The sequence below is a fragment of the Cupriavidus basilensis genome (genome assembly GCF_008801925.2).
Classification (GTDB): Bacteria; Pseudomonadota; Gammaproteobacteria; order Burkholderiales; family Burkholderiaceae; genus Cupriavidus; species Cupriavidus basilensis.
This window is the reverse complement of record NZ_CP062803.1, coordinates 4257555-4284148: the sequence shown is the minus strand read 5'-3', so window position 1 is coordinate 4284148 and position 26594 is coordinate 4257555. Positions and strand designations below refer to the sequence as shown.

Here is a 26594-nt window from a genome sequence, read left to right as displayed (position 1 = left end):
TATGCATTCGATATTATTTTTGGATGGGCAGGCGAGGGGCGCCTCTTAGCCTTCTGCGTAACTGCGCTCTATCAGCGGTTTGGCTCGTTCGAGGTCCGCCAGTCTATGGAGGGTCAACTCGAGGTCGCCGGTGCCCCAGTGGCCGACCTGGCTGACATCGCGACTGAAGCCTTCCTCAAGCGCAACCGAGGCCGGGTCGAGCTTGAGCGTGATGAGTAGGCGATTCGGGTAGGCAATCACGCAGGCGAAGTTCTTCAGGCGCCGGAAGGCGGTATAGAGTTTCAGGCGCTTTTCCTGCACGTCGTCACCCAGCGCAGTCAGGAAGCTGGTCGTTTGCGAGTACAACTCGCGAATCTCCGGTGTGGCCAGCGCAAGCTGCTCTTCCAGAGACTTGTCTTTGCTTGCCGGTTTTGGTTTTTCAGGCTCGGTGGATGCTTCGGCTGGCGCCGGCTTGACCACCGTAGCGTCGGGGACGCTCTGGGCGTTCACCAGTTCCAGCAACAGCAGGTCGTCGCCGAACAGCTTGTAGCGAATCAGCTCGATATTGCGCGGAATCTGCTGCACGGCGTGCTGGTCGTAGCGCGTGAAGTCGGCGGCGATGCACAGCAGGCGCGTGCCCGCCCACTCGATTTGCTCGGCCACGTCCTTGCCAAGCTTTTCCATCACCAACCAGCGGAACTCCGCCTGATGGTCCAGCAGCCAATCCAAATAGAACAGTCCCTGGTTGATGACATTCTCGTTGCTGTGGCGCTTGTACTCGATGATGACCGGGCAGCCGTTCTCATCCAGACCCAGCGAATCGATACGGCCCTTGTGGGTCTTGCCTGTCGCGTATTCGCTGGCCAGGAAGCGCACGCCGAGGAAGGTCGGCATTTGCGCTTCGATGAGGCCTTGCAAGTGGCGCTCCAACGTGGCGGCGCGGCTGGGCAGCTCGCTCGCGCTGCCATTGGACAGCCGGAACAATTGGATGTCGCTCATGCGGCCAACTCCTCCGGCACTGCCTCGCGCACATCGATTTTGCCGGTGACGGCGGCTGCAATCAAGGCGCTGCGGCGCTCCTTGAGCAACTCGATGGTGTGTATGGCTGCGGCTTTAAGATTGTCGAGTTTGGCGGTTTCGGCGTCGATGAACGTCAATATGGTCCCCTGCTCTTCGGGAGGGGGGATTAGCACGGGCAGTTCCATGATGTTTGACGACGATATGGAAGCCAAGTTGGTACTCTGTTTGGAGCGCCCCATGAAATAGAACTGCGCGTACTGTGAGCTTGTGATTTGATTGAGCCAGCGCGCGTCCACACCGTGAGGACGAACGGCAAAAACATGATTCTGGTGAATGCAGTCGTGAATTTCACCATACCAGATAGCGCCACGCCCCAATTTGTCGAAGTCGCCGCCCTCATTCATTAGCACGTCTCCAGGTAGTAGCCGATACCTCTCCAATTGTTCTGGCTCGATGTCTATCATGGCGATGTCGTCCAATGCCAGGAATCCATCCTGAACATTGGCCACGCGGAGATAAGGCACAGTGATGGTTGCCTTGCCTGTCGTGTCCTTGCCCTTCGCAATCCCAGTTTGAACTGACGCGACAAACTTGAGCCGTGTGACCTCCCAATGTGCCGGTACCTCACCCAGCCACGCCACGCCGGAATCCTTCATCGTCACGTTGGGATTCAGGCCCCGCGTGACCACATGGGAGATGGTCGCCTGGCGCTTTTCTGCCAGCAGGGCGAGGAGCATTTCCTGCTCGGCAATCAGCGAGTCAATCTTGTCGGTTTCGCGGCCAAGGAAGGAGGCGATAGCTAATTGCTCTGCCAGAGGAGGCAGGGCTATCTGGAGACCTTTAAAGTCCTCCCAGTACAGACGAAGGCGAAAGTCCGTAATTCCTCGCGAATACCTCCTTATTTCCGATATAGCCATCGGTGTTCGCAGGAGCATTTCGATGTGGGACGTCAGGAAGTCCCGCATCGGACGAGCGACGACATAGGCCGGACTCACCATCCCGTATACGGTGACCGTGCCGAATCCGCCCTGCCATGCCCTCATCATGTTGTAGGTGAGGTCTCCCGGAGCTACAGCTTTGTATTTTGCGCGGTCATCACTCCTCGTAACCTTCCTTTCCAGCTCATTTTCGTCAAGCTCTCTATCAGAGACTCCATCGTGAATAGAAACGCTCAGGACAGGCATGTCATCATTCCCAGGCTCGTTCACCTCACGGAAAAGCGTGGCGAGACGGACGCACACCCAATGCGCCGGCACCTCCCCTAGCCACTCGAACCTGCTGTCCTTGTACTTCGGATATCTCGGCAAGCTCATTCCGACAACTCCTCGAGCATCCTCATGATGTTGGCCGACACGGCTTTCAGCTCTTCATCGATGGTGTGCAAGTCGCGCGGCGGCTCAAACACGTAGAAGTGCCGATTGAACGGAATCTCGTAGCCAACCTTGCTCTTTTCTTCGTCTATCCAGGAATCCGGTGCGTGCGGCAGCACCTCGCGCTTGAAGTAGGCGGCGATGTTATCGGTGAGCGACACATTCTCAGTATCGCGCAATGCGCTATCCGCCTGCGGCTTGCCCTTTTGTTTGCCTTTGACACCCAGCAACACCTGGCCCTGCTCGTCTCGCAGCGGGCGTTCGACAGTGATGGTGGTATAGCCGAAGTCTGCGTTCTTGAAGATGCGAGAGATAGGCACCAGTTTGACCTGGCCGCCAGCAGGTGCATCAGGCGTGTTTGCTGTGGCGGCCACTACATAACGACCGACTTCCTTGCCTTCAGCGTCCAGTACTGTGGCGAGCTCCGCCTCAAGGAAACCGCCAAAAAGCCGAGTCACCATGTCGATATGCTCGTCGCTCATTTCCTTGCGCTTGCTACCCAGGCTCTTGCGCATCTTCTGCCAGAAGCTCGAGGCGTCGATGAGCTGGACGTAGCCCTTGCGGTCATCCGGCTTCTTGTTCGACAGAATCCACACGTAGGTGGAAATTCCCGTGTTGTAGAACATATCGGTCGGCAGACCGATAATGGCTTCAACCAGGTCGTTCTCCAGCACGTAGCGGCGGATTTCGCTCTCGCCGCTGCCAGCTCCGCCGGTGAACAGCGGGGAGCCATTCAGCACGATGCCGAAGCGGCTGCCACCTTCCTGGGCGGGACGCATCTTCGAAAGCAGGTGCATGAGGAACAGCATTGAGCCATCGGACACGCGTGGCAGGCCGGGCCCAAAGCGCCCGTCGAAGCCTTTCTGCTCATGCTCTTGGCGCACCGCTTTCTCGACCTTCTTCCACTCGACACCAAATGGGGGATTGGAGAGCATGTAGTCGAACTTGCTGCCGCCGTGGCCATCCTCCGACAGCGTGTTGCCCGCGACGATGTTGGCGACGTCCTGGCCCTTGATGAGCATGTCCGCCTTGCAGATGGCGTAGGACTCGTCGTTGAGTTCCTGGCCAAACATGGTCAGGCGGGCGGCCGGGTTGTGCTCCAGCAGGTATTCGCCCGCCACCGACAACATGCCGCCGGTGCCTGCCGTGGGGTCGTAGATGGTACGCACCACGGCATTGCCTGTCGTGAGCACATCGTCATCCTCGATGAACAGCAGGTTGACCATCAACCGGATGACCTCGCGCGGGGTGAAGTGCTCCCCGGCGGTCTCGTTCGAGATTTCGGCGAACTTGCGAATCAGCTCTTCGAAGACCAGTCCCATCTGGGCGTTGTCCACCGTGGTGGGGTGCAGGTCGATATTGGCGAACTTCTCGGTGACCAGATAGAGCAGGTTGGCCTTGGCGAGCCGCTCGACCTGGGTGTGGAAATCGAAGCGCTCGAAGATATCGCGCGCGGCTGGCGAGAAGGCCTGGATGTAGGCGTACAGGTTCTGCCGGATGTGGTCCTGGTCCCCCAGCAGCTTGACCAGGTCCAGCGGGGAGGTGTTGTAGAACGACTGCCCAGCCTTACGGGTGAGAAAGGGGGCCGGATTCAGGCCAGCCTTGGTCTTGGCGTCGAATTCAGCCAAGACCGCCATTTTTGTGGATTCAAGCACGCAGTCCAATCGGCGGAGCACCGTGAAAGGCAGAATGACACGGCCATACTCGGATTGCTTGTAGTCGCCGCGCAGCAGGTCGGCGACGGACCAGATGAAAGAAGATAGCGCTTGGTGATTCATTGATTCGGGGCCTATGCCTCTTACTCGTTCTACGATGGCCGCCGCTCGGAAGTTGTGCTTTTGCGCACGGCTTCCGGCGACGGTACAGAAGGTGTTCAGATTCTACATTGTGGGCGGCGGTATTCCCGGGTCTGGCAGCCCACCCGTCCGGTATGTCGATGCGGCGGGAACACCGAGAAACGCGAATGCAGTTACGTGCGAGTCGATTTGGTGGAATCCGTCGCGAACAGTCACGAGGGAAAAATGGATAGCAAAGCCTTGGCCAGCTTCTCAGCCTCTTTCCGCAAGTCACCTCTGGACGCGCCATGGAATATCTTCGTCATTGACATATACGGGAGGAATGGCTCTGCAAATGTCGTGACAACGGTTCCGTCGACTAGGTTTTCTTCGGCTGAGGCACCGAGCCATTCGCTAGGCAAGGGGTGCAAGGCATTGGGATTTCGAAGCAAGACCGTACCTTCGGCCCACGTTTCTGGCTCTCTATCGGGGGAACCTACTTCGTATACGAAAGGTTTTGGCATCGTCGCATTAGGGTCGTGGCGGTAACACGTTCCACAACGGAGCATACGTACACCTTTAGTTTGGTACTTCCCTTGGTGCCCCATCCTGTTGAACTTAGGGATGGTTCCACTGTTGCAGAACAGTACCGCTGATATGTACTCTGCGTCCGGTTGGAAAAAAAATCCAGAGGGTATCTTTTTTGTACCTAGCTGGTGCTCAACCAGTTCGTATCCTTCAATGACGAGTTTCCCACTTGCGTCGTGCCACCATTGGTGTCCGAGTCCGTACAGGTAGCGCATCAGAGGAGCACTAGAGGACATTAGGGACCCCGCCGTGTGAAAGTCCTGGATTGCCAAAACTAATGGGCGACCAGCCACGTGGGGGAGTAACCAGTACTGCTTCTTCAACTTTGAAAATAGCGGGCTGCCAAGACGGATGGGTACCGTGTTTTCAAAATGTTGAACTACTTCATCAGGTGATAAGTCTTTCACGAGTGCGGAGTACGGCTGTATGCCTTTCCCAGGGGGCGGGTTGGCAGTCACAGCCTCTACTGCCGCCGTAACTCCGTTCTTGCTGATGAGAAAGTCGGGCCTGTCAACGCTACGGTCAATTTCGTGTCCTATCGCCTTAAACATTGCGGCTAGGTAGAACTCAAAGGTTCTTGCATCAAACGCGAAAGTTTGAAACTGTTCGACAAAGTTTCCGTCCGCGTCAACAAAGTGCTCCTGCAGTTCTCGAATCAATCCTCTAGCGGGCGCATAGCCAGGGAGGTCCCTGAGGGCTACGAACTGTGGATGCAACTCAGAGTTCGGCCGACCGAGGTCTGCAAACAGGTCAATAGGCATTGGTCACTCGGAAAAATTGCCTGGAATGGAGTGAATAGATGGCATCCCGCCTCGCGCACAGTAGTAGGCAAATCGTGCACCGACTGAACGCAATTGCTTTGCAGGCTATTTGAAGCGTTCGTCGCTACGCAAGGTCTGCGTCTGTAGAGCCGACATCAACATCAACAGCAATCACGGCCTCCTGCTCGACGATGGCGGCGATTGGTGCATAGATGTCCGTGTCTATGTCGTCGCTGGCCCGTAGAGATACAATTAGGGAGTACCTCGCTTCGGAGTCGTACTGCTTCGCCTCCTTCCAGTCCTTCCACCATCCGCCGACCGGAAACACTGCTATCTTGGATTTTGAGCCAAGCTGCGCGGCAGTTCCAGTCCAAATGTCCGAGTGCAGCGAACCGCGGGCACGCAGCTGAGCACCATACCTCCACTGCCCGACGTCCGGGTCGTTGAACGCGGCGTCTTCCTCGGGAACGCGTTCCAGCTTGTTAATTCGGCGCTTGAACTGGTCGTCATCTTCCGTCGCCGCTTTGACAGCGAAGCGCAGCGCATAAGACTGGTAGCGAAATTTGCTCTGCCAGCCACGCGAACTCGGATTCGGCTCGACGAAGTAGGAGAGTGTGATACGGAGTTCGACTTGTGCAGCCCCCAGTCGCTGCAGTTCTTCGACCGGCCATGGCAGGTCGTGAAGCTGCATTTCACCGAGTACGATGCTGCCATTCTCCTTCTGATGATACGGGTTGAACTGCCGTTGTATAACCAACGTCGGTCTGTGCGCAGTCGAGTATTCCGACTGTGCAGCGTTTACCATTCCGTAACCGAAGGTGCGAAGCAGTTGCTCCTTGTCCGCACGTTTAGTTTCATCCGGTAAGGTGGCGCGCATGGCCTCGGTATGGTCTGCCCCGTGAACGATGAGGCCCCGAATCGTTTCCGGCCAGTATTGTGGATACCTTGCCCGGAGGTACGCGCAAATTCTTGCCACTTCCGCTGCCGCCGCGCTGGTGTCACCCGACGCTGCAAATGGTTCGCCCGTCGGGTCGCTCGAGGTGGTCAATACTCGAAGCGACTCCGGACCGACGGTGACATGGATGCCGCCATCGAGCGAACCGTTGCCACCCTCTGCGACGACATCGGGCTTAAACGGCCACGCTGAACGCGTCCAGAGCACTGACGTTGTTGACGCTGGCGACAAGTGACCTGAAGCAGCAATGGCAGTAAGTGTCCCATACTTCTTCGTATCGATTTGGGTCAGCGTAGTGGCAGCGCCTACCGTAAGGGCGTTCCACGACTGGCCTGGATTCTGGACCGGACTTCGGGCGTTCGTTTCCGGATATTCATTCCAGTACTGCCATTCGACATTGCCGGCCGATAGGACAAAAAGGCGGGAAACCCATGGAGCGTCGTCGTCATCGCTATCAAGGTCAGTAATATCAACGGGAGCGCGCCCAAAGGCTAGCTGGTCAATTGTCGCAGACCACTCCGAAGGTGCTCCGAGGAGATGACCGACGGATGTCGTCATCATTGCAAACACTCGTGGCCGGTCGGCTGCTTCAACCTCAACCCGCCCAACCGACTCTGCAGTGATGGCGCCCCAAAGCCTCGGCGGTGTTTGACCCTCTGGCGGCAGAATTTTGACGGACTCGAGGCGGTGGGGAATTTCGAGTTCTTCCTGTGTATTCAGCGCAACAGTGAGGTCACCGTATAGTGCTATCCCAGCCATTTCGCTTCCATGACCAGCATGGTCGTCCTTATGCCAAGCCGGGTCGTACGTATGGGTGTCCGTTACGTCCAGAGCAGGACCGAGCAACGGGTGCCCACGGTTAATGCCAGTATCGAGAATGCAGACATGGGGCACGTCGTCACCGACGGTGAACGTCGTGCGGTCCAGCAAATCCTGAATCCAGTCAGCCTGCTCAGCAGGCGTCAGTTCGCTAAGGAAGAATTCCGCATTGGGCTCAATGAGTCTGATTTCTGCCACAAGGTCGAGCAGTTCAGCTGCATGCTCGAGAGCAGCCCTAGTTCCCAGTGCGGCGACGACCACACGGCCTGGAAAACTTACATAACCTGGCTCAACCTGGATTTCGACCTTCACCGCCTGTTCGCGGAATTGGTCAACCACCTCGGCAGTGGAGCCGCTTGTGTGCCGCAGCCAAATCTGAAACCAATGGGGCTGTATGTCGTCGGGTGGTTCGGCTGTGTCAGTCCAAAGCTCGGCGAATGCGGCGCGCCGAATGTTGTCAATTGCATTAACAAGTGACGCATTCTTGGGCGCAGTGCCTTTCGGGTTGTTGAGTTCGATGTACTCGGTGACCCGTTTGACGAAGGCAGAGAGCTTGCCATCCGGTACATGCAAGACTGCCACGTCTGAGTTGACGTGCGCAAGGACCGTCAGCAATTCGATGCCATCACGTTTCCATTCAACGGAACCGTAGTCGAATGCCCCTCGAGGGCTAAATTCGACGGCAATTGACATTCCGCGGCGCTCGGGCAGGCCTAAAGCTTCCCGCGCCTCCTCAAAGGCCACGATGCTATCAGTCAGCTCCTGGAGCTGACCGAGCAGTCGTCGGCCATGCGCCCCCCTGTCTCTTTGCGGCACCGCATCACGTTGTACCGATAGCGGCGACCGGAAGGCAAGCGTTGAAACGTGCCCGTCGATGGACAGGTGACTTCGAAGTTCGTCTGCCATTCTCTCAAGCCCTTGATTTATTTTTATAGGCTTGGAGTCTACAGCAAGATTTTAGGTGCTATGGATGCAGCTTGCGTCCGAGCGAGCGCTCTTCCAAGTGTCGCGCGACGCTTGATTCGCTTATCTTTTCCTGCCCCTCCATGACCGCGTCTTTGAGCGCGTCGAGGCAAGCTTTGACGATGTCGGCGTGTGACTCGCCCATGCCGATAAGCGCAAGACGCTGAAAGTCGATGTCGGGCGCGACAAACGTTCCCAAGCTGTTTCTCAATAGTGCTTCAATCTGCAGTTCGTCCGGCGATTCATATTTCACGACGTCATCAAAACGACGGAACAACGCTGCATCTAGGTCCTTGCCGTGGTTCGTGGCGGCGATAATCAAGCTTTCTGATGTGTCCTGCTCAATCAGTTGCAGGAACATATTTAAGGTCCGGCGCATTTCGGCGACGTCGTGCTGGCTTCCTCGTTGCAGACCCAACGAATCAAATTCGTCGAAGAAGTACACGCCCCGCGTCATCTTTAGCGCGTCGAAAACGAGGCGCAGCTTCGATGCGCTCTCGCCCATGAACTTGGTGATGAGACTGTCGAACCGCGCCGTAAACAGCGGAAGTCGCAACTCGCCAGCGAGAACCGCAGCGGTCATCGTCTTACCTGTACCTGGAGGCCCGACGAGTAAGAGTTTGCGACGCGGACTCAGTCCGTACGTGCGCAGTTGCTCGTGATGCCGCTGCTCGCGCAAAACGCGGTTGAGCTTGTTTCGGACCGCATCCGGTAACACCATGTGTTGCAGGTGCTCGTGCGGATACTGGACGCTCAACAGTTCCGACAGCTCGCCCTTCGGCTGCGCGAGGGGAATTGGGCGCTGACTAACTTTGCTGCGGGCCGCCCCGCCCGCCGAGACCCTGCCAGCCTTCGCCGCGTCGACTAGGTCGCGCAGCTCAGCAGCGAGCTTGGTGTGTCCACGATGTGCTTCGTCCGCGGCCATTTGCATGGCAACCGCGAAGAAATGCTCGTGATTGTCACCAGCGTATGCGCGCAGCAGTGCCTTCACTTGGTCGGAACGGGCCATCAGGAACCTCTAAAAGTCTCGAGACGAAGTATAGGCGACATGCTCGTCCGAAGATGCTATTATAGCATCTTAATGTCATTGTAGCATCAACGTTGAATGTTTCCTCCCGAAACTCAGGGCGAACTTATTCGCTGGGCGCGCGGCAAGAGCACGCAAGCAGAATTCGCAGCCTCCCTGCGCATCAACAAGTCCTGCCTTTCCAGATACGAGTCCGGAAAGCTCGGCGCGCCAACTCACCTCATCAATTACTGCCTCCGCCAACTGGCAGAAGCGGTGCACGGTCGACATCATGCGGAGGTTGGGCTTGAGGGTGCGCTGGAGAATGCAAGACGCACTGTCTCGCTGCTAGAGAAGCTTATTGAACCGAGCGGCTAACAGCGCCACACAATTGAGTGTGGGCCCTATTGGGCACTTCGAAGGCCGACCGGTTTGTACCTGTCGAACGAGTAGACATGCTCGGCGGGGTGTTCCTCACACCCGCCGACAAGCCTTCCGGGGAATTCTTTCCGGCCGTCGTGTATGTACATCGATTCGCCGCATATTGGGTCGCGCTAAGAGAAACGAACTGCCGAATTACCCTGGCCGGCTCCTCGTTGATTGTTGCTTCCCGTGCCGCATCGAGCTGAGCGCTCGTCCCAGGACTTTATACCAGGACATCTGACGCCAAAATTCAGGACTGAGGCCGCCACCAGGGTGGTGCATTGCGCCCGCGCGGTGGAATTGATATTCTGCGAGTCGACCTTAAGTCACACTAACATCATGGCCTACTCAGTTTCGCTTACCCAGATGAGTCGTTACCTGCTTGCGCTTGCACTGACTTGTTTATCCTTGGCGGGGCATGCAGCTGCTAGCAACACGACCAAGGAAGCGTTGGACCAAATCAGAGAATTTGCCAACGCGATGTGTGACGAGGTTCCCCTTAAGGGCTCACAACAGTCTTGGGAGATGTCCGGGGAAGTGAAAGCGAAGCTCGCTGGCGCAATCAAGGCTGCGGCCGATGCGGGCTTCGGTGGAGCTGCAACGTATCGGAGCGAGGACTACGCCGGCCTACTACAGAAAGACCTTCTTGCCGCTCAGCAAAGCAGAAACGCTTGCCGGAAGGCCATCTTTGACAGTCTCAAGGATAAACTGTTGAATTCGGACAATCGCAACATACGCTCCGCTCCCGCGAGCACGCACGACGTATCTCTGACTTTCCACGATTTCAAGTTTGAGCGCGAATCGGATAATCTGTTGATTAGCGGAGTATTCAATAACGCACGCTCAAATCCGGTGACTATTACATCGCTATCGTTTTTGGCATCGCACGGTGAACATGAGGCCGGCTTTATTATTGGCGAGACCCAATGGTCCCCCCTGCCTCTGCCACCCCGCGCGGCAACCCCTTGCTCGCTTACGATTTACCTTGGCGGTCGGAGCGGGTTGGCAATTGACCAACGCTCGAATCTGCCTTTAATGCTCTTCGCTCTTGTGCGAGCGGTAGATTCTAACGGTCGTGTGAGCATCACAACCAAACACTTCATGACGCTCACGATTCCTCCGGAGTCAACTTCGGTCTTTGCAACGCTGTTCGCAATGCCGCTCGCCATCCTTCGAGAAACGACGCCAATCTATAAACCGGAGAAGGATGTTTTTATCGTTGCAAAACCTGTAACGCGAGCCATCGATTAAGCCAGATAAATAGCGTGGGAATTGGAGGGTCGCATGCCTATCGACATTACGTCCTATTTGCAGTCGATTACAGAAGAGTGCAATGCTCTTAAAAATAGAGTAAGACACCTTATAGAAGACCGCCACTGGGCAACGGATGGCGCCTGGAAGGAGTCCGTTTTGCGTGCGCTAATTTCGCGAACCTTGCCATCAAATTATTCGGTGGCGTCAGGATTTGTGGTCACGGACAGCGGGCCATCTACGCAAATTGATGTGCTGATTTATGACAATACGCTTCCCGTACTCTACAAGGGCGGCGACCTCGTTTTCGTTCCGCCGGCGGCATGTGTGGGAATAATCGAAGTGAAATCGAGTTTGAACTCAACGGGATTTCGACAGGCAACTGTCAAACTTGCCGATAATTGTGGTTTGGTTCGCCGGTACGAGACAGAGAAGCGACTCTTCTCAGGTATTTTCGCATTCGAAGGTAATGGGACTCCCGGCACGTTGCTAGAACACATAGACGCAGCAGCACAGGGGCAAGAGAGTCGTATTGTCAATCACGTCTCGATTGGTCCATCAACGTTCATAAAATACTGGCCGACACATCCTGAATCTGGGCAAGCCCACTACCGGCATTGGCACCATTATGAGGTCGAGCAGATGGCGCCTGGATATTTTGTACACAACCTCATGTCTTTCCTCGCTGGCGAGAATTTAGTGCGGGGAAACAACATCTGGTTTCCGCGAGAAGGTAAGGAGGGCCGAAGGGTGCATGCGCGCCGTTTTACGGAGCGCCCAGCTGATATCGCAGCATAGACATCGCCAGGGTGGCGGACGCTGCGCGCACTAGTGGTGGCCGTTATCAAGTCACTTTAGAGCCAGGACTCGGACAGGCCGCGCGAGCCTCGGGACCATGACTGATTGCAGCCTAAAGTGACGATGCATCCATGATTACAACGTAAAAATCGACAGCATCTGCGTTGTAGGCGCATGATATGTAATCGTTACATATACATGCGCCTGTGCATGCGACCTGCGTCTAGTAGTTTTAGGCCACCCGCGTATTCCACTACGAACGCCCTTTCTTGTTCGGCGCCGGCCAAAGCACAATTTCCTCCCAGTGCCCAGCCACGTCCTGTATGGCGCACCAAGATTTTCCTTGGCAGTTCTTGCCACATCACCCCCAACATCCCCGTTTTCCTGCCTCCCGTTTTTGGCCGGCCTAGAGGATCAGCTTGTAGCCTTCGTGGCTGGCAACAAAGCCAAGCCTTTCGTAGAACCGGTGCGCATCCGCACGGCCCTTGTCGGTGGTGAGTTGCACGATGGCGCATCCGCGGGACCGGCATTCCGAGATCGCCCAGTCGAACATTTCCCGGCCGAACCCTGCGCTGCGAAACGGCGCCGCGATGCGAACCGCTTCGATTTGCCCGCGCCATGCACCTGCGCGGGCGATGCCGGGTATGAACGACAATTGCAGCGTGCCGATGACCGTGTCGCCATCCACGGCGACCACGAGACGCTGATTCGGGTCCGCGGCGATGGCGTGGAAGGCGGTAACGTACTTTTCGTCCACGGGCGTGCTGACAATCTCTCGCCGGCTGCCAAGCGCATCGTCCGCCAGCAATGCCACGATGGCGGGAAGATCGGCCAAGACTGCAGACCGGAAGTGGATGTGTTCCATGTCAGAACCGGGGGGTAGCGCAAAGCTGAAGGGTGAGTATATCGTCGCGCAAAAGAGAGAACGGAATGGGAAGCACGGAATGCGCTCAGGACAGTTCAGGATCCTTCGCTGCGCGATGCCTGGCGTGGAGGCCGTCGAGGCGAGCACGCGCCACACCTTTGCGCGGCATACCCACGAGCAATTTGGCATCGGCGTGATCTGGCAGGGTGCGCACAGGTCGCACAGCGGGCGCGGCATGGTCGAAGCGGGCCCGGGCGACATGATCATGGTCAACCCGGGCGAGGTGCACGATGGCATGCCCATCGGCGACGCCGGGCGTTCGTGGCGGATGCTTTACTTCGATCCCGCATGCATCGCGCTGGCGAGCCTGGACCTGAGCGAAGGCAGGACGAGGCAGTGCGAATTCCCCAACCCGGTCGTCAGCGATGCGGCGGTGGCGGCCTGCTTCCAGCAGCTCTATCTGCTCGCTACGGCCGGCGCTGGCTCGGATCTGCAGCGCGAAGCGATGCTGCTCGCCCTGCTGGCGCGGGTGGCGGAGCCCGGCCTTGTGCGCAGCGCAGGCGCGCAGGCGGGGGCACAGGCGGGGGCGATCGATCGGGCGCGCAGCCTGATCGACGATGATCCGGCCGCACCCGTCTCGCTGGCCGAACTAGCCGAGGTTGCCGGGCTGAGCCGGTTCCAGTTGCTGCGTGCGTTTTCCAAGGCAACCGGGCTGACGCCGCACGCGTACCTCTTGCAGCGACGCATCCATCTGGCTCGCGCGCTGATTGCGCAGGGCAAGGCCCTGGCCGATGCGGCAGCCGCCAGCGGCTTTGCCGACCAGAGCCACATGACGCGGATGTTCGTGCGCCAGTACGGCGTGTCGCCGCGCGCCTATGCGGCCGTGGTGGGCTGAGCTGCAATTTCGTTCAAGACCCGATGTGCCGGCCCGGCTAGCCTGCTGCTTTTCCATGGCGGGGGCTGCGCATGCCGGGCAAGCGGGGAAGCTATCTGGGGTATTTCTATCTGACCCTTGCGATGGTGCTGGTTGGCAGCACCGTGATTGCCAGCAAAGTCATTGCGTCCGGCCTGCCGCCGTTCACGGCCACCGCGCTGCGGTTCGCGATTGCCTTGCCTTGCTTGCTGGGCGCAATGCGACTGACCGGTGCATCTTGGCCCAGGCCGCGCGGGCGTGACCGGATCACGCTGGTGGTGCAGGCGGCGGCGGGCAGCGTGGGTTATACGACGCTGCTGATCTCCGGTCTGCGGCTGACCTCCGCCGCGGATGCGGGCGTCATCATTGGTACGCTGCCCGTGGTATCGGCGGTGATCGCGATCCTGCTGCTTGGCGAGCGGCCCCATCGTTTCCTCATGCTCGCGATCGGGCTGGCCACGGCAGGGATTGTCATGGTTGCCTTCCCTTCCGGCGCCGGCAGCGGGCATTCCTTGCTCGGCAACGCGCTCGTCCTGGGAGCCGTCGTGTGCGAGGGGCTGTTCATCCTGCTCAACCGGCGGCTGGACCAGGCGATTGCGCCACTCGCGCTATCGGCGCTCATGTGCGGCATCGGGCTGGTCGCATCCGCGCTGTTCGCTGTGTTCGAGGCGCCGTGGACTTTGGTGTTTTCCACGCAGGCGGCGGCTGCGGTGATCTACTACGCAATCGTGCCGACGGTCGGCGGATTCCTGCTGTGGTACGCGGGCTCGGCGCGCACGAGCGGCAGCGAGGCGGCGCTGTTTACGGCGCTTGCGCCAGTGTCGGCGGTCGTCCTGGCGGTGGTGTTGCTGGGCGAGCGGGTCAGCGTGGCTCAGGTGACTGGGGTCGGTTGCGTGCTCCTGGCTGTGGCAAGCCTGCTACTGGTGCGGCCGGCAAGCCAGGGCGCGGTGCGGGGGCCTTGAGCGCAATCATGGTGATGCGCGCGTTGTGCCGTTGATACAGCTGCGCGCGCCTTGGCAGGATTTGGGCAGCGGTGGAACCGCCGCGGGCGATTTCCGGGGGCGCTCGCTGTATGGCGCGTGGGGCATTTCGGTTTAGCACCGCGCGTCTTGTCGAGCACGTGTCTTTCCGGAAAGTGCCATGACCGGCGCGTGGCCGCACCTGAGCGCGCAACGGCTGTCCAGTGGGAGGCACTGTCAATCCGCAAACAGAAGCAATTTCTCCCCTTAATTGCGCCTTTTCGCCCGATCGGGCCAATGCGTAAATGGCCCGCATCAAACGCCTCGGGAAGTCATTCCATGTGCAATATCGCAGACAAAGTGCCTCGCGAACGGACGCGCCGGGCCGTCGCTCACTCTCGGCTGCAGGGCGCGTGGGCAAAGCGCCTGGCGATGCCGCTGGCCGCCTCGGCAGCCTTGCTCGCGCTGGCGGGTTGTGCCCAACTGCCAGCCTCTGCGACGGCGGACGCGCCGGCGCCGCAGAGCACGATTGCTAGCTTCGTGATCCCGCCGGACGCGCTTGGTGCGCGCGATGCGCAACTCGCGGCCGTGCTTGCCAAGGCCGGCGCGCTGGCGGCCCGGCAGAAGCAGCCGGCGACCATCGTTGTCACCGCGCTCGGCCAGGACCTGCCCTACCTCAACCAGGCGATCTGGAAAGGTGTACCGGCACACCGCACCACTGCCGTTCACCTCGAGAACCTGACGGCCGGCACGAGCCAGCCATACAGCGTCACCGTCAAGACGGCGCAATCGCAATAACGCCGCAATAGCACCGCAATCACACCGCAACTAGGAGCCGCAGCCGATGCACCGCCTCATCCTGTTTGCCGCCAGCCTGGCGCTGGCCATGCCGGTCCTTGCCACCGAGCCTGGCGCCGATGTCCGTCCTGCCTTGCCAGCCGCCGCACCGGCGGCGGACAAGGTTTATCCACCGCTGCCAACCCTGGCCATGTTGCCGCCCGCGAGCGGCGGTGACGAGCTCAGCGCGCCGCGCGTGGGCCACACCGCAAGGGCCAGGACCAAAGCGCTGCCCGCGCCGGAACGCAAGAGCCTGGCGCCGGTAGTGCGGCTGGTGGTTTCGGACACCTCGCGTGTGTACCTGGACACGATCGGACGTCAGCTCGACCTGGCCCTGCAGCAGTCGGCTCCGCCCGGGCTGGCTGAAGATCATCGCCAACGTCTGGCAAGCGAGGGCATCAATCGTGTCCGCTAACGCCCATCCGAAGGCAGCCGGCCTGCGCGGGCATGCCGGCACGCTCGCCGGCAGCTTGCTGGTGGCTTCGCTATTGCTGTTCCATGGCGCGGCCCGCGCGCAGGATTGCTTCGAGCAGGCGGGCACCTACCAAGGCGTCAACCCCTCGGTGCTGCGTGCCATCGCGTGGTTCGAGTCGAAGGGCGATCCCGCCGCGGTGAACCGCAATGCGAACGGGTCGATCGACGTCGGGCAGTTGCAGATCAACTCGGTGCATTTCAATGACCTGGCCCGCCACGGGGTGCCGAGCCGCGCGCTGACCGACTCGTGCGTCAACGTCTTTGTCGCCGCCTGGCTGCTAAAGCAAAAGATGGTGAGGCATGGCAACACCTGGCGCGCCATCGGCGCCTACCACTCCGAATCGCCGGGGCAGCGCGACGCGTACGCGCGCAGCATCCAGCGGATCCTGGTGGCCTGGGGCGAGCTGCCGTCTGCCCGCTAGCGCATGGGCAGCACACGGGTAGCGCATGGGAGCGGGCCGCATCGGCCCTTGCTATCATGCGTGCCATGCAGCCCGACATCACCATCCTCCACACCGAATACGAGATCACCGCGATCCGCGCGCAAGGCGCGGGTGGGCAAAACATCAACAAGGTGTCCAACGCGGTCCACCTGCGTTTCGATGTCCGCGCCTCGTCGCTGGAGGAAGGGCACAAGGCGCGGCTGCTGCAGTTGCATGACCACCGCATCACGCGCGATGGCGTGGTGGTGATCAAGGCGCAGCAACACCGCAGCCTGGAGATGAATCGGGAGGAGGCCGTGCAGCGCCTGCACGACCTGGTGCGCAGCGTGGCCACGCCGCCGCGCACGCGCCGCCCCACGCGGCCTACCTTTGGCTCCAAGATGCGGCGCCTCGAAGGCAAGAGCCAGCGCAGCCAGGTCAAGGCGCAGCGCGGCAAGGTGGTGGACTAAGGGCGGCGCGCTCAGTGCGGCCGGCGCTCCGCCGGCTTGCGTTTGCGCGCAGGCGCGGGTACGGGCGCCGGCTGATCCTGCGCCCGCTGCTGTTCGGCGGCGCCGCGCAGCAGCCAGCTGATCAGCTGCTTGGATTGCTGGATGCGCGAGCGGCGTCCCTTGGCGTTATCTTCGAGATAGTCCGACGACAGGTGGAACAGGTAGGACACCACGTAGCCGCAGAGGTCGTCGACGATGGGGCGCGACAGGCCCGGGCAGAGCGCCAGCCTCTCGATGTCTTCCGCCATCTCGCCGGCGATATCCGCCAGCACCTGGCGCACGGCCTCGCGCAGAGCCGGCTGCGGGCCGGTACTGCCGCACACGCCGACAAAGAAGGCGTCGGGGTGGGCATCGGCGTAGGCGAAGAAGGCGTCGCAGGCGCGGGTGGCGACCTCGCCGGGGTTGTCCTGCGCCACCGCCCAGCGCACCGCGCGCAGCATGGGCCGCAATTCGTTGCCGACCTCGGCCACGGCGGTCAGCGCCAGGTCTTCCATGTCGCGGAAGTGGCGATAGAAGGTATTGGGGTTCAGCCCCGCTTCGCGCGCCAGCTCGCGCAGGCCGAGGCCGGCGAAGCTGCGCCTGGCTGCGGCCAGGCGCAGCGCCGCGTCGATCAGTTTGCGTTTGCCGCCGGCAATGTCTTCCATGGTGTCAGGCAAAAAAAGTTAAGGCCGGGATACACCGGCTTGAATACGCCGGATTGAGCGAATCCGGTTTGGAATTGACACTCGGTCTACATTCGTCTACTTTGCTGCAAAAGTAGACGGTTGTCTACGTCAACTTGCAGGGATAGCCATGTACGTCATGTACGCCATGCACCCGGCAGAAAACAGAAAGACGGACAAGAGACACAAGGCGGCGCCTGAGCCCCTTGGCCCAACCCCGGCGTGACACCCGCCGACTACCTTCTGGTGACCTGAACATGCAGCGCGCCTCCACTCCTGCCTCCGCCGCTCCGGCCGCAACCTCCGCAACCATTCCAGCGGCGCAGCCCGCACGCTCGCTCGAACCCATCCCGCGCGACCCGGGCTGGCCGCTGGTCGGCAACCTGTTGCAGGTCACCCCGGGCAAGGTCGGGCAGCACCTGCTGGCGCGCAGCCGTGCCTTCGATGGCATTTTCGAACTCGATTTCGCCGGGCGCCGGGTGGCGTTCGTGAGCGACGCCGCGCTGGTGGGCGAGCTGTCGGACGGGCGGCACTTTCGCAAGACCGTCGGGCCGCCGCTGTCTTACCTGCGCGACCTGGCTGGCGACGGCTTGTTCACCGCGCACGCCGAGGAGGGGAACTGGGGCCGTGCGCACCGCATCCTGATGCCCGCCTTCAGCCAGCGCGCGATGAAGGGCTACTTCGACGTGATGCTGCGCGTGGCCAACCGGCTGGTCGACAAGTGGGACCGCCAGGGCGCCGACACCGACATCCCGATCGCCGACGACATGACCCGGCTCACGCTGGACACCATCGCGCTGTCAGGCTTCGGCTACGACTTCGATTCGTTCTCGCGCGAGCAGCTCCATCCCTTTATCGACGCCATGGTCGGCGCGCTCGAGGAGGCCATGGGCAAGCTCACGCGCTTTGCGCTGCAGGACAAGTTCATGCACAAGGCGCACCGCAAGTTCGCCGACGATATCCGGTACATGCGAGAGCTGGTGGATGACGTGGTGCGGCAGCGCCGCGCCGCGGCCGGCAAGAACGCCGGCCAGCCGCCCGCGCACGACCTGCTCAGCCTGATGCTGGAGGCGCGCGACCCCGACACCGACCAGCGCCTGGACGACGTGAACATCCGCAACCAGGTCATCACCTTCCTGATCGCGGGGCACGAGACCACCAGCGGCCTGCTTACGTTCGCGCTGTATGAGCTGCTGCGCCATCCCGGCGTGCTGGCGCAAGCCTATGCCGAGGTGGACGCGGTGCTGCCGGGTGACGCGCCGCCGGTCTATGCCGACCTCGCGAAGCTGCAGGTGATTGACCGCGTGCTCAAGGAAACGCTGCGCCTGTGGCCCACGGCGCCCGCCTTTGCGGTGGCGCCATTCGAAGACACGGTGATCGGCGGGCGCTACCTGATCCGCAAGGATCGGCGCATCTCGGTGGTGCTCACCGCGCTGCACCGCGACCCGAAAGTGTGGGCCGATCCGGAGACCTTCGACATCGACCGCTTCCTGCCCGAGAACGAGGCCAGGATCCATCCCCACGCCTACAAGCCGTTCGGCAATGGCGAGCGCGCCTGCATCGGGCGCCAGTTCGCGCTGACCGAAGCCAAGCTCGCGCTGGCCCTGATGCTGCGCAACTTCCAGTTCAGCGATCCGCACGATTACCAGTTCCGCATCAAGGAGACGCTGACCCTGAAGCCGGATGCGTTCACGCTGCGCGCGCGGCGGCGCCGTGCGCACGAGCGCATCGCCGCCGCAGCTGCGCCCGGCGCGGCCAGCGCGCAGTCGCAACCCCCGGCGGTGCGCGGCAACGGCCAGCCCCTTGCCGTGCTGTGCGGCTCCAGCCTCGGCACCGCGCGCGAGCTGGCCGAGCAGATCCACGCCGGCGCGCTGGCGGCCGGCTTTGCTGCCACGCTGCGCGACCTGGACGAAGCCGTGGGCGCGTTGCCCACCGATGGGCTCGCCGTGATCGTGGCGGCGACCTACAACGGGCGCGCACCCGATTCAGCGCGACGCTTCGAAGCCATGCTCGATAGCGGCGATGCCGGCGGCTACCGCGCGGAAGGCCTGCGCTTTGCGTTGCTAGGCTGCGGCAATTCGCAATGGGCCACGTACCAGGCATTCCCCAAGCGGCTGCACGACTTCTTCAGCGCGGCCGGCGCGGCGCCTTTGCTCGCGCGCGGCGAGGCGGATGGCAATGGCGACTTCGACCAGGCGGCGGAGTCATGGCTCACCGCGTTGTGGCAATCGCTGCAGGCGCTGCGCGTGGAGCAGGGCGCGGCGCCAGATGCAGCGGGCGCCAGCCAGATCGAGGTGCGGCTGCGCGATATCGCCGCCATCCGTGCCACCACGTTGCCGCCGTCGACGCAGGCCTTCACGGTGCTGGCCAACACGGAGCTGGTGAACGATCCGGCGGGCCTGTGGGACTTCGCGCTGGAAGCGCCGCGCACCTCCACGCGCGACATCCGGCTGCGCCTGCCGGAAGGCGCAAGCTACGCGACCGGCGATCATCTTGCGGTGTATCCACAGAACCATCCCGCCACCGTGCGGGACCTGTGCGAGCGGCTCGATCTCGATCCCGACGCCATGGTGACGCTGTCCGCCGCGCCTGGCTACGCCGCGCGTGGGCTGCCCCTGGACGAGGCATTGCCCTTGCGCGAACTGCTGACGCATTTCATCGAGCTGCAAGATGTGGTGTCGCGCCAGACGCTGCGCACGCTGCTGCAATACACGCGTTGCCCGTTCACGCGCGCGGCGCTGGAGCGGCTCGGCTCGGACCACGCGCAAGAGGGCTACGCGGCGCGCGTGGCTTCGCATCGGCTGGGGCTGGTGGATGTGCTGGTCAGCCACCCCGCCATCGCGCTCACGCTGCCGGGCCTGCTGGCTTGCACGGCGCCGATGCGGCCGCGCTTCTATTCCATCGCGTCGTCGCCGCTGGTCTCACCGGACGTGGCGACGATCACGGTCGGCACCGTGTGGTCGCCCGCGCTCTCGGGGCGCGGCATGTTCCGTGGCGTGGCATCCACCTGGCTGCAAGGACTCGCGCCGGGCGCGGTGGTGGCGGCCGCGATCCGCACGCCCAACCCGGCCTTCGCGCCCGATCCCGATCCGGCGCGGCCGATGATCCTGGTCGGGCCCGGCACGGGCATCGCGCCGTTCCGCGGCTTCCTGGAAGAGCGCGCGGCGCAGAAGGCCGCCGGACAGGCGGTAGCCGCCAGCCAGTTCTATTACGGCTGCCGCCATCCCGGGCACGACTGGCTGTACCGCGATGATGTGGCCCGCTGGCAGGCCGAGGGCGTGGTGCAGGCGCATGCGGCTCACTCCACTACTGCCGCTGCGGACCAGCGCTATGTGCAGCATCTGCTATGGCGTGATCGGCAGGCCATTTGGGCGATGCTGCGGGACGGCGCCACGATTTATGTGTGCGGCGACGGCCGGCAGATGGCGCCGGCGGTGCGGCGCACGCTGATCGAGATCGCGGCGCAGCAGGGCGGCATGAGCGAGGCGGCGGCCTCCGACTGGCTGGCGGGCATGGTGGCGCAGGGTCGTTACCGCCAGGACGTGTTCAACTAGCCCAGCCAGGCGCGAGTTGGCAGGATTCTGCGGATCATTGTCAGCCGCCACGCTCGCGCTTTTCGTACGCTCGGTGCCATCCCCGCCACTTCCTCACCGGAGCGCTCCGATGGCACGTCCCGCGATGTCCCAAGCCCGGGTCCTGGCAATCTGCCAGGCCCTGTTCACTTCGGCGCTGTCGGTCGACCTGACCCTGACCGGGCTGGTCGGCTACACGCTCGCGCCCGACAAGGCGCTAGCCACGCTGCCGTTCGCGCTGATCACGGTGGCGTCGGCGCTCACCGCCATCGCGGCCGCTTTCCTGATCGAGCGGCTGGGACGCCGCATCGCTTTTTCGCTCGGCGGGCTCGCGTGCTGCGCGGGCGGGCTGGTGTCGGTGTGGGCCATCTCGCACCATGACTTCGTGGCGTTCTGCGTGGGCACGGCGCTGGTCGGTGTGTTCCAGGCGTTCGCGCGCTTTTACCGGCTGGCCGCGGCGGACGCCGCCGCGCCTGTGGATAAGCCGCGCGCCATTTCCACCGTGCTCACCGGCGGCGTGGTGGCTGCCGTGTGCGGGCCCGCCATCGCCGCGTGGAGCAGCGATCTGATGGTGGCGCAGCCCTTCGCCGGATCGTATGCGGTGGTCGCGGTGTTCGGCATGGCCACGGTCTTGCTGCTGGCGCTTGGCTACCGCGAGCCAAGGGCGCACGCAGGCGCGGCGGCGGCCGATCAACGCGCCGCGGCGTTGCCCGCGCGTCCGCTCGCCGAGATCGCGCGCCAGCCGGTGTTCCTGGCAGCGTTTGCCAACAACGGCATCGGCAACGCGGTGATGATGTTCGTGATGACCGCCACGCCGATTGCCGCGGTGGCGTGCAGCCATACCATCACGCAGGGCGCGCAGATCATCGAGTGGCATCTGGTGGGCATGTACGCGCCGTCCTTTTTCTCCGGCTGGCTGCTGCAGCGCTTCGGGCGCGGGCCGATGCTGATGTGCGGCATCGGGCTCGCTGCAATGGGTTCGCTCGTGGCCCTGGCCTCGACGGCGTTGCCAGCCTTTTATGTCGCCTTGTTGTGCCTGGGCATTGGCTGGAATTTCATGTTTGTCGGCGGCACCACGCTGCTGGCGGAAAGCTACCGGCCCGCCGAGCGCGCGCGGACCCAGGCGCTGGCCGAATTCTCCGCCGCGGCGCTGACCGCGCTGGCCACGCTCGCTGCCGGGCAGGTGCTGTACCGCTATGGCTGGCAGGCGGTCAACCTTGCCGTGCTGCCGGCGCTGGCGGTGGCGCTGCTGGTCACGCTAGGCTGGCGGCGCGCCGCGCCGCGCGCGGCGGTGCTGGCCGGATAAGCGCCGGCGCCGGTATGATCGGCGGCAACCACACTCGCGCCCTCGCGCACGCACACTCTCGCCCTGGGTCACCGTCCATGCCTGCCAGCCATCCCTTGCCGAATGATCCGCCGCGCATCGTCGTGCTCGTCGCGCCGGACCCGGCGCAGGAACTCGACGTGACCGGGCCCAGCGCCGTCTTCGGCCATGCCAACCGGCTCCCTGGCCGGGCCTCGCCGGCCTACGACATCCGCATTGCCAGCGTGCGCGACGACGGCCTGGTGTGCACCGAAAGCGGGGTCCGGCTGCTGGCCGACGCGCCGTATCATCGCATCGGCGACATGCTGCCCGGGCCGATCGATACCTTGCTGATCGCCGGCGGCTCAGGCCACGCCGCGGCAGCCAACGACGCGCGCCTGATCGACTGGGTCCGTGCGCAGGCACCGCACGTGCGCCGCCTTGGCGCGGTCTGCACCGGCGCGTTCGTGCTGGCGCGCACCGGGCTGCTGGACCGCCATCGCGCCACCACGCACTGGCGACACGCCGCACGGCTGGCGCAGTGCCATCCGCTGGTGCAGGTGGACCCGGACCCAATCTGGATCCGCGCGGGTGATCTGTACACCTCGGCCGGCGTGACCGCCGGCATGGACCTGGCGCTGGCCTTGGTGGAGGACGACCTCGGCCATGCCGCCTCGCTGGCCGTGGCGCGCGAACTGGTGCTGTTCCTGCGCCGTCCCGGCAGCCAGGCGCAGTTCTCCACGCTGCTGCAGGCGCAGAGCGCGCAAAGCCTGGAGTTGCGTGAATTGCAGGCCTGGATGGCGGAGCACCTGGCGCGCGACCTGTCGGTGCAGGTGCTGGCCGAGCGCGTGGCGATGAGCCCGCGCAACTTCGCGCGCGTGTTCGCGCGGCAGGTCGGCGAGACGCCGGCGCGCTACGTGGAACGGCTACGTGTGGAAGCGGTGCGCAGGATGCTGGAGGAAGACGGGCGACGCCTGGATGGCATCGCCCGCGCGACTGGATTTGCCAATGCCGACGTGATGCGGCAGGCGTTCCAGCGGCATGTGCAGACCACGCCGGAACGCTATCGGGCAGCGTTCCGGGCGAGCCCAGAGGAGCCCGGCAAGGGCCTCAGGCCTTAGCTTGCAACGCGGCAATGCGCTGCTCGATCGGCGGGTGGCTGGAGAACAGCGCGAGCCACGACTTGCCACCGGCAATGCCCATCGCCTGCATGTTCTGCGGCAGGCCTTCGGAGTCCAGGCCGCCCAGCCGGCGCAGCGCCGCCACCATCGGCGTGGGGCTGCCCATCAGCTTGGCCGCGCCGGCATCGGCACGGTATTCGCGATGGCGCGAGAAGGTGGCCACGATGATGCTGGCCAGGATGCCGAACACGATCTCGCACACCACCACCGTGATCATGTAGCCGATGCCGGGGCCGCTCGATTCCTCATCGTTCTTGCGCAGCATCGAATCCACGAAGTAGCCCACCACGCGCGCAAGGAAGATCACGAAGGTGTTGACCACCCCCTGGATCAGCGTGAGCGTGACCATATCGCCATTGGCGATGTGGGCAACTTCGTGCGCGAGCACGGCCTCCACTTCGTCGTGCGACATGGTCTGCAGCAAGCCGGTGGAAACGGCTACCAGCGAGCTTTTCTTGGTGGCGCCGGTGGCAAACGCATTGGCTTCGCCTTCATAGATGGCGACTTCAGGCATCGGCAGGCCGGCGCGGTCGGCCAGCTTCTGCACGGTCTGCACCAGCCAGACTTCGGTGCTGTTGCTGGGCTGGGTGATGACTTGCGCGCCGGTCGACCACTTGGCGATGGTCTTGGACATCAGCAGCGAGATGAAGGAACCACCGAAGCCCATCAGCGCGGCGAATGCCAGCAGCATGCCGAGGTTGAGGCCGTTGCCGGTGAGGAAGCGGTTCACGCCCAGCAAGCTGGCGGTGAAGCTGAGGACAAGCATGACGGCGAGGTTGGTCGCCAGGAAGAGCAGGACGCGTTTCATTTTTTGTGTGAGGAAGTGATCAATGCCATGGTGAAAACAGGGGCGCGCATCGCAAGCACGCACGGCGCCAAGGCCAGGCGCGCCGCGTGCAGGAGACTAACGACAGGAAAACCGGGAACCTGACTACGAGCGCACGCAAGGCCAGCGCACGCGCGGAGGAGACTCAGGCGCTGGGAGGGCGCTGCTGAAGGGGGAGGTCGGGGTCGGGCATGACGCCCGCGCGGTGCGCGGGCGCTGCGCTGCGGGCAAGCCCTGCGGTAAAGCGCGGGGGCGAGGCCGGCAACAGGGATTCGGCGAGGTCGGCGCCGGGCTGCGACGGATCCTTGGCGTCGCCGGGGGCGCCGCTGGCATCGATGGCGGCGGCATGCGCCGCATCGTCTGCCGTGGCGACAGCGGCGTCTTGTGCCAAGGTGCCGCACGCATCCGCCTGCACCGCGTTGCCCACTGCGCACGTGCCTGCGCCTGCCCAGCTTTGGAAGGGCATGACGGCAAGCATCAGGAGCAGCAGCAGGAAGCGGATGGCGCGCACGAAAAATTTGGGTTGGGATCGCGTGTCAGGGGGTTCGACACGAAATCGAGCAAAGAATTCTACAGGATGCGGCGCCGCGGCATGTTATGGCGAAAGCATCACTCCACAGCACTCAGCCGAGGATATTCCGCGCGGCACGCGTACCCCACCACGCCGCTTCCTCGAACACCGACAGGCCGGACAGGTCCGCATGAGCAAACAGGATGCGGCCATCGGCCGCGCGCAGGGCCGCGGCGCCGGCATTGCCCAGAAAGCCCGTGCGCGGCGAGGCCATGGCGTGCCCGCGCACCGTGATTTCCACCGCATCCGCGTGGCGCCAGAAGGCGCGCCCGTAGACCTGGCGCAGATCGGTGGTGGCATAGTCCATCAGCTCGGCGGGGCTGGCCTCGGCCAGCCAGCGGCGGGTGTCGGCGAGCGAGCGCGGCGCCGCGCCGGGGCTGGCCGCAAAGTCCAGTGGACAGTACGCGGTAAAGACCGTGGCTGCCGGCTTTGCCTGCCGGATCAGTTGATGGGTACTCACCACATAGCCCAGCCCGCGTCCGCCGTGCACCACGTTGTCCCACGCCAGCGGCACGCCAGGCGCCTCCGGCGGGAAGCCCTGCAGGCGGAAGCTGGACACCATCCAGGACGCGGTAGGCGGCAGGTGGCGCGCCGGGTCGAAGCCGAATTCGCGCAGCGGCGCCACGCGGGCGGCCACATGCAGGGGCATGGCGCAGATCACGCGGCGCGCGCGGATGCGGTAGAGGCGCGGCGGCCGGGCGCCAACGCCATTCGGCCACCAGGCGCACAGCACCGACACCCCACGGCCCTGCTCCTGCACTTGCAGCGCCATGCCGGGACGGCGCCAGGGCTGGGCGCCTGGTTTGGCGCCGCGGTGCGCATCAATGCGCGCCGAGAGCCGCGTCACCAGCGCGTGCAAACCATCCGGCCAGGTCAGCACGGCGCCGTCGGCCGCATCGCTTGCATGGCCCGCGCGGCTGGCGAAGTAGTACAGGCCGGCCCAGGCCGAGATCAGCTCGTGCCCCGCGCCGTAGTCGTCGCGGCAACAGTAGTCCACATAGGTGTGCAGGGTGGGCGCGGTAAAGCCTTCGGCCAGCATCCACTGCCGCATGCTTTGCTGGTCAAGCCGGGTCCAGGCCGGATCTTGCGAGGCCAGCGCCAGCGGGATGGCAAAGGCCTTGCGGCCGTCGCTGCCGCGCGCGCTCTTGAGCTGCTCGACGCGCGCGAGAAAGCGCGCGTGCTGCGCCGCTTCCTGCTCTGGCGCAGCGTCGCCAGGCAGCAGGCCGTCGTGCCACTTGCCATCGAAGAACAGGCGCTCGTCCGGCGCATGCACCAGCGCGCGCTCGTCGAACTCGGGCCGCGCGGCGAACGGGTCGCGCTGGATCACGCCGGTGTCGGCCAGCATCTCGCGGATGTGCGTGGATTCGGGCGAGGGCAGCGGCAGATAGTGCGCGCCGCGCGGGAAGGCCAGGTCGCCGCCGAAACTTCCGGCCGCCGCGTTGCCGCCGAATTCCGGGCCCTCCACCAGCAGGAAATCCTTCAGGCCGCCGCGCGCCAGCTGCCACGCGGCGCTGAGCCCGGCCACGCCACCGCCGAGGATGGCAACGTCGGTCACGATTTCGTCCTGCGCGGAAACAGTCGACGGCCAGCTGGCGGCATCGCGCAGCGCGTGGCCCTCGGCCATGCCGGGGCGCACCACCACAGGCATGGGCTCGCGCAGGCCCACGCCGGCCAGGAAGCGGCTGGCATCGTCGCCCAGGCGATCGCAGCCGGACAGCAAGCCCAGGCCGCCCGCGCCAGCGCCGGCGATCAGGAAGCGGCGGCGGTCCATGCCAGCTCCGATTGCGGGGGA

The 26594-nt window shown here is 63.1% G+C and carries 23 protein-coding genes; 12 read left to right on the top strand and 11 right to left on the bottom strand.

Going from position 1 to position 26594, the window contains the following annotated elements; translation table 11 throughout:
• Nucleotides 1-45: 45 nt before the first annotated feature.
• From F7R26_RS19760 to F7R26_RS19735, 6 genes are all read right to left on the bottom strand, one after another.
• Nucleotides 46-978, bottom strand: coding sequence for a DUF5655 domain-containing protein (locus F7R26_RS19760; protein ID WP_150992843.1), 933 nt, complete (start codon nucleotides 976-978; stop codon nucleotides 46-48).
• On the bottom strand, nucleotides 975-2183 hold the full coding sequence (locus F7R26_RS19755) for a restriction endonuclease subunit S (RefSeq protein WP_241754373.1): 1209 nt from the start codon (nucleotides 2181-2183) through the stop codon (nucleotides 975-977). The genes F7R26_RS19760 and F7R26_RS19755 overlap by 4 nt, the downstream gene beginning before the upstream one ends.
• Nucleotides 2184-2308: 125 nt before the next feature.
• Nucleotides 2309-4147, bottom strand: coding sequence for a type I restriction-modification system subunit M (locus F7R26_RS19750; RefSeq protein WP_150992847.1), 1839 nt, complete (start codon nucleotides 4145-4147; stop codon nucleotides 2309-2311).
• 230 nt (nucleotides 4148-4377) lie between these two features.
• Nucleotides 4378-5493 (bottom strand): hypothetical protein, encoded by a 1116-nt coding sequence (locus F7R26_RS19745; RefSeq protein WP_150992849.1) that lies wholly within the window; start codon nucleotides 5491-5493, stop codon nucleotides 4378-4380.
• A gap of 124 nt (nucleotides 5494-5617) precedes the next feature.
• Entirely contained in the window at nucleotides 5618-8011 is a 2394-nt protein-coding gene (locus tag F7R26_RS19740; RefSeq protein WP_241754372.1) for a S8 family peptidase, read from the bottom strand.
• 220 nt (nucleotides 8012-8231) lie between these two features.
• Nucleotides 8232-9239, bottom strand: coding sequence for an AAA family ATPase (locus F7R26_RS19735; RefSeq protein ID WP_150992853.1), 1008 nt, complete (start codon nucleotides 9237-9239; stop codon nucleotides 8232-8234).
• Nucleotides 9240-9335: 96 nt separating this feature from the next.
• Between F7R26_RS19735 and F7R26_RS19730 the strand changes: the two genes are divergently transcribed.
• From F7R26_RS19730 to F7R26_RS19720, 3 genes are all read left to right on the top strand, one after another.
• Nucleotides 9336-9614 carry a helix-turn-helix domain-containing protein gene (locus tag F7R26_RS19730; RefSeq protein WP_150992855.1) on the top strand — a complete coding sequence of 93 codons (279 nt, stop codon included), beginning with the start codon at nucleotides 9336-9338 and terminating at the stop codon, nucleotides 9612-9614.
• Nucleotides 9615-10025: 411 nt separating this feature from the next.
• Nucleotides 10026-10910, top strand: coding sequence for a hypothetical protein (locus F7R26_RS19725; RefSeq protein ID WP_150992857.1), 885 nt, complete (start codon nucleotides 10026-10028; stop codon nucleotides 10908-10910).
• A gap of 33 nt (nucleotides 10911-10943) precedes the next feature.
• Complete coding sequence (locus F7R26_RS19720; protein WP_150992859.1) at nucleotides 10944-11708, top strand: DUF6602 domain-containing protein; 765 nt, start codon at nucleotides 10944-10946, stop codon at nucleotides 11706-11708.
• Nucleotides 11709-12114: 406 nt separating this feature from the next.
• Here the strand turns inward: F7R26_RS19720 and F7R26_RS19715 are convergent, their stop codons facing one another.
• Nucleotides 12115-12573, bottom strand: coding sequence for a GNAT family N-acetyltransferase (locus F7R26_RS19715; protein WP_150992861.1), 459 nt, complete (start codon nucleotides 12571-12573; stop codon nucleotides 12115-12117).
• Nucleotides 12574-12652: 79 nt separating this feature from the next.
• Here F7R26_RS19715 and F7R26_RS19710 point away from each other — a divergent pair, with 79 nt between their 5' ends.
• The 6 genes from F7R26_RS19710 to arfB all read left to right on the top strand — a co-directional run bounded on the left by F7R26_RS19710 (nucleotide 12653) and on the right by arfB (nucleotide 16648).
• Nucleotides 12653-13468 (top strand): AraC family transcriptional regulator, encoded by an 816-nt coding sequence (locus F7R26_RS19710; protein WP_150992863.1) that lies wholly within the window; start codon nucleotides 12653-12655, stop codon nucleotides 13466-13468.
• Nucleotides 13469-13539: 71 nt separating this feature from the next.
• Nucleotides 13540-14448, top strand: a complete 909-nt coding sequence (locus F7R26_RS19705) for a DMT family transporter (protein WP_150992865.1) — start codon at nucleotides 13540-13542, stop codon at nucleotides 14446-14448.
• 429 nt (nucleotides 14449-14877) lie between these two features.
• Nucleotides 14878-15243 carry a hypothetical protein gene (locus F7R26_RS19700; protein WP_150992871.1) on the top strand — a complete coding sequence of 122 codons (366 nt, stop codon included), beginning with the start codon at nucleotides 14878-14880 and terminating at the stop codon, nucleotides 15241-15243.
• A gap of 46 nt (nucleotides 15244-15289) precedes the next feature.
• Complete coding sequence (locus F7R26_RS19695; protein ID WP_193692098.1) at nucleotides 15290-15697, top strand: hypothetical protein; 408 nt, start codon at nucleotides 15290-15292, stop codon at nucleotides 15695-15697.
• A gap of 55 nt (nucleotides 15698-15752) precedes the next feature.
• Nucleotides 15753-16178, top strand: coding sequence for a lytic transglycosylase domain-containing protein (locus F7R26_RS19690; RefSeq protein ID WP_241754550.1), 426 nt, complete (start codon nucleotides 15753-15755; stop codon nucleotides 16176-16178).
• Between the two features lie 65 nt (nucleotides 16179-16243).
• Nucleotides 16244-16648 (top strand): alternative ribosome rescue aminoacyl-tRNA hydrolase ArfB, encoded by a 405-nt coding sequence (gene arfB / locus F7R26_RS19685; RefSeq protein ID WP_150992873.1) that lies wholly within the window; start codon nucleotides 16244-16246, stop codon nucleotides 16646-16648.
• An 11-nt stretch (nucleotides 16649-16659) separates the two neighbouring features.
• Here arfB and F7R26_RS19680 read toward each other — a convergent pair whose 3' ends face one another.
• Nucleotides 16660-17331, bottom strand: coding sequence for a TetR family transcriptional regulator (locus F7R26_RS19680; protein WP_150992869.1), 672 nt, complete (start codon nucleotides 17329-17331; stop codon nucleotides 16660-16662).
• Nucleotides 17332-17606: 275 nt separating this feature from the next.
• Here F7R26_RS19680 and F7R26_RS19675 point away from each other — a divergent pair, with 275 nt between their 5' ends.
• The 3 genes from F7R26_RS19675 to F7R26_RS19665 all read left to right on the top strand — a co-directional run bounded on the left by F7R26_RS19675 (nucleotide 17607) and on the right by F7R26_RS19665 (nucleotide 23345).
• Nucleotides 17607-20903: a bifunctional cytochrome P450/NADPH--P450 reductase gene (locus tag F7R26_RS19675; protein ID WP_193692097.1), complete on the top strand. Its 3297-nt coding sequence runs from the start codon at nucleotides 17607-17609 to the stop codon at nucleotides 20901-20903.
• Nucleotides 20904-21012: 109 nt separating this feature from the next.
• The gene (locus tag F7R26_RS19670; protein WP_150993371.1) at nucleotides 21013-22227 is read left to right on the top strand and encodes an MFS transporter; all 1215 of its coding nucleotides are present in this window, start codon (nucleotides 21013-21015) and stop codon (nucleotides 22225-22227) included.
• Nucleotides 22228-22304: 77 nt separating this feature from the next.
• Nucleotides 22305-23345, top strand: a complete 1041-nt coding sequence (locus F7R26_RS19665) for a GlxA family transcriptional regulator (RefSeq protein WP_150993369.1) — start codon at nucleotides 22305-22307, stop codon at nucleotides 23343-23345.
• Here F7R26_RS19665 and htpX read toward each other — a convergent pair.
• From htpX to F7R26_RS19650, 3 genes are all read right to left on the bottom strand, one after another.
• Nucleotides 23335-24213 (bottom strand): protease HtpX, encoded by an 879-nt coding sequence (gene htpX, locus F7R26_RS19660; RefSeq protein WP_150993367.1) that lies wholly within the window; start codon nucleotides 24211-24213, stop codon nucleotides 23335-23337. The two genes, F7R26_RS19665 and htpX, sit on opposite strands and share 11 nt — an antisense overlap.
• Before the next feature lie 163 nt (nucleotides 24214-24376).
• Complete coding sequence (locus F7R26_RS19655; protein ID WP_241754371.1) at nucleotides 24377-24742, bottom strand: hypothetical protein; 366 nt, start codon at nucleotides 24740-24742, stop codon at nucleotides 24377-24379.
• Between the two features lie 112 nt (nucleotides 24743-24854).
• Nucleotides 24855-26573: an FAD-dependent oxidoreductase gene (locus F7R26_RS19650; protein ID WP_150993366.1), complete on the bottom strand. Its 1719-nt coding sequence runs from the start codon at nucleotides 26571-26573 to the stop codon at nucleotides 24855-24857.
• Between the last annotated feature and the right edge of the window lie 21 nt (nucleotides 26574-26594).

What these genes read in the sequence shown, in the direction of transcription:
- F7R26_RS19760 (WP_150992843.1), bottom strand. Translation starts at nt 978, where the DNA reads ATGAGCGACATCCAATTGTTCCGGCTGTCCAATGGCAGCGCGAGCGAG.
- F7R26_RS19755 (WP_241754373.1), bottom strand. Translation starts at nt 2,183, where the DNA reads ATGCCTGTCCTGAGCGTTTCTATTCACGATGGAGTCTCTGATAGAGAG.
- F7R26_RS19750 (WP_150992847.1), bottom strand. Translation starts at nt 4,147, where the DNA reads ATGAATCACCAAGCGCTATCTTCTTTCATCTGGTCCGTCGCCGACCTG.
- F7R26_RS19745 (WP_150992849.1), bottom strand. Translation starts at nt 5,493, where the DNA reads ATGCCTATTGACCTGTTTGCAGACCTCGGTCGGCCGAACTCTGAGTTG.
- F7R26_RS19735 (WP_150992853.1), bottom strand. Translation starts at nt 9,239, where the DNA reads ATGGCCCGTTCCGACCAAGTGAAGGCACTGCTGCGCGCATACGCTGGT.
- F7R26_RS19730 (WP_150992855.1), top strand. Translation starts at nt 9,336, where the DNA reads ATGTTTCCTCCCGAAACTCAGGGCGAACTTATTCGCTGGGCGCGCGGC.
- F7R26_RS19725 (WP_150992857.1), top strand. Translation starts at nt 10,026, where the DNA reads ATGAGTCGTTACCTGCTTGCGCTTGCACTGACTTGTTTATCCTTGGCG.
- F7R26_RS19720 (WP_150992859.1), top strand. Translation starts at nt 10,944, where the DNA reads ATGCCTATCGACATTACGTCCTATTTGCAGTCGATTACAGAAGAGTGC.
- F7R26_RS19715 (WP_150992861.1), bottom strand. Translation starts at nt 12,573, where the DNA reads ATGGAACACATCCACTTCCGGTCTGCAGTCTTGGCCGATCTTCCCGCC.
- F7R26_RS19710 (WP_150992863.1), top strand. Translation starts at nt 12,653, where the DNA reads ATGCGCTCAGGACAGTTCAGGATCCTTCGCTGCGCGATGCCTGGCGTG.
- F7R26_RS19705 (WP_150992865.1), top strand. Translation starts at nt 13,540, where the DNA reads ATGCCGGGCAAGCGGGGAAGCTATCTGGGGTATTTCTATCTGACCCTT.
- F7R26_RS19700 (WP_150992871.1), top strand. Translation starts at nt 14,878, where the DNA reads ATGCCGCTGGCCGCCTCGGCAGCCTTGCTCGCGCTGGCGGGTTGTGCC.
- F7R26_RS19695 (WP_193692098.1), top strand. Translation starts at nt 15,290, where the DNA reads ATGCACCGCCTCATCCTGTTTGCCGCCAGCCTGGCGCTGGCCATGCCG.
- arfB (WP_150992873.1), top strand. Translation starts at nt 16,244, where the DNA reads ATGCAGCCCGACATCACCATCCTCCACACCGAATACGAGATCACCGCG.
- F7R26_RS19680 (WP_150992869.1), bottom strand. Translation starts at nt 17,331, where the DNA reads ATGGAAGACATTGCCGGCGGCAAACGCAAACTGATCGACGCGGCGCTG.
- F7R26_RS19675 (WP_193692097.1), top strand. Translation starts at nt 17,607, where the DNA reads ATGCAGCGCGCCTCCACTCCTGCCTCCGCCGCTCCGGCCGCAACCTCC.
- F7R26_RS19670 (WP_150993371.1), top strand. Translation starts at nt 21,013, where the DNA reads ATGGCACGTCCCGCGATGTCCCAAGCCCGGGTCCTGGCAATCTGCCAG.
- F7R26_RS19665 (WP_150993369.1), top strand. Translation starts at nt 22,305, where the DNA reads ATGCCTGCCAGCCATCCCTTGCCGAATGATCCGCCGCGCATCGTCGTG.
- htpX (WP_150993367.1), bottom strand. Translation starts at nt 24,213, where the DNA reads ATGAAACGCGTCCTGCTCTTCCTGGCGACCAACCTCGCCGTCATGCTT.
- F7R26_RS19650 (WP_150993366.1), bottom strand. Translation starts at nt 26,573, where the DNA reads ATGGACCGCCGCCGCTTCCTGATCGCCGGCGCTGGCGCGGGCGGCCTG.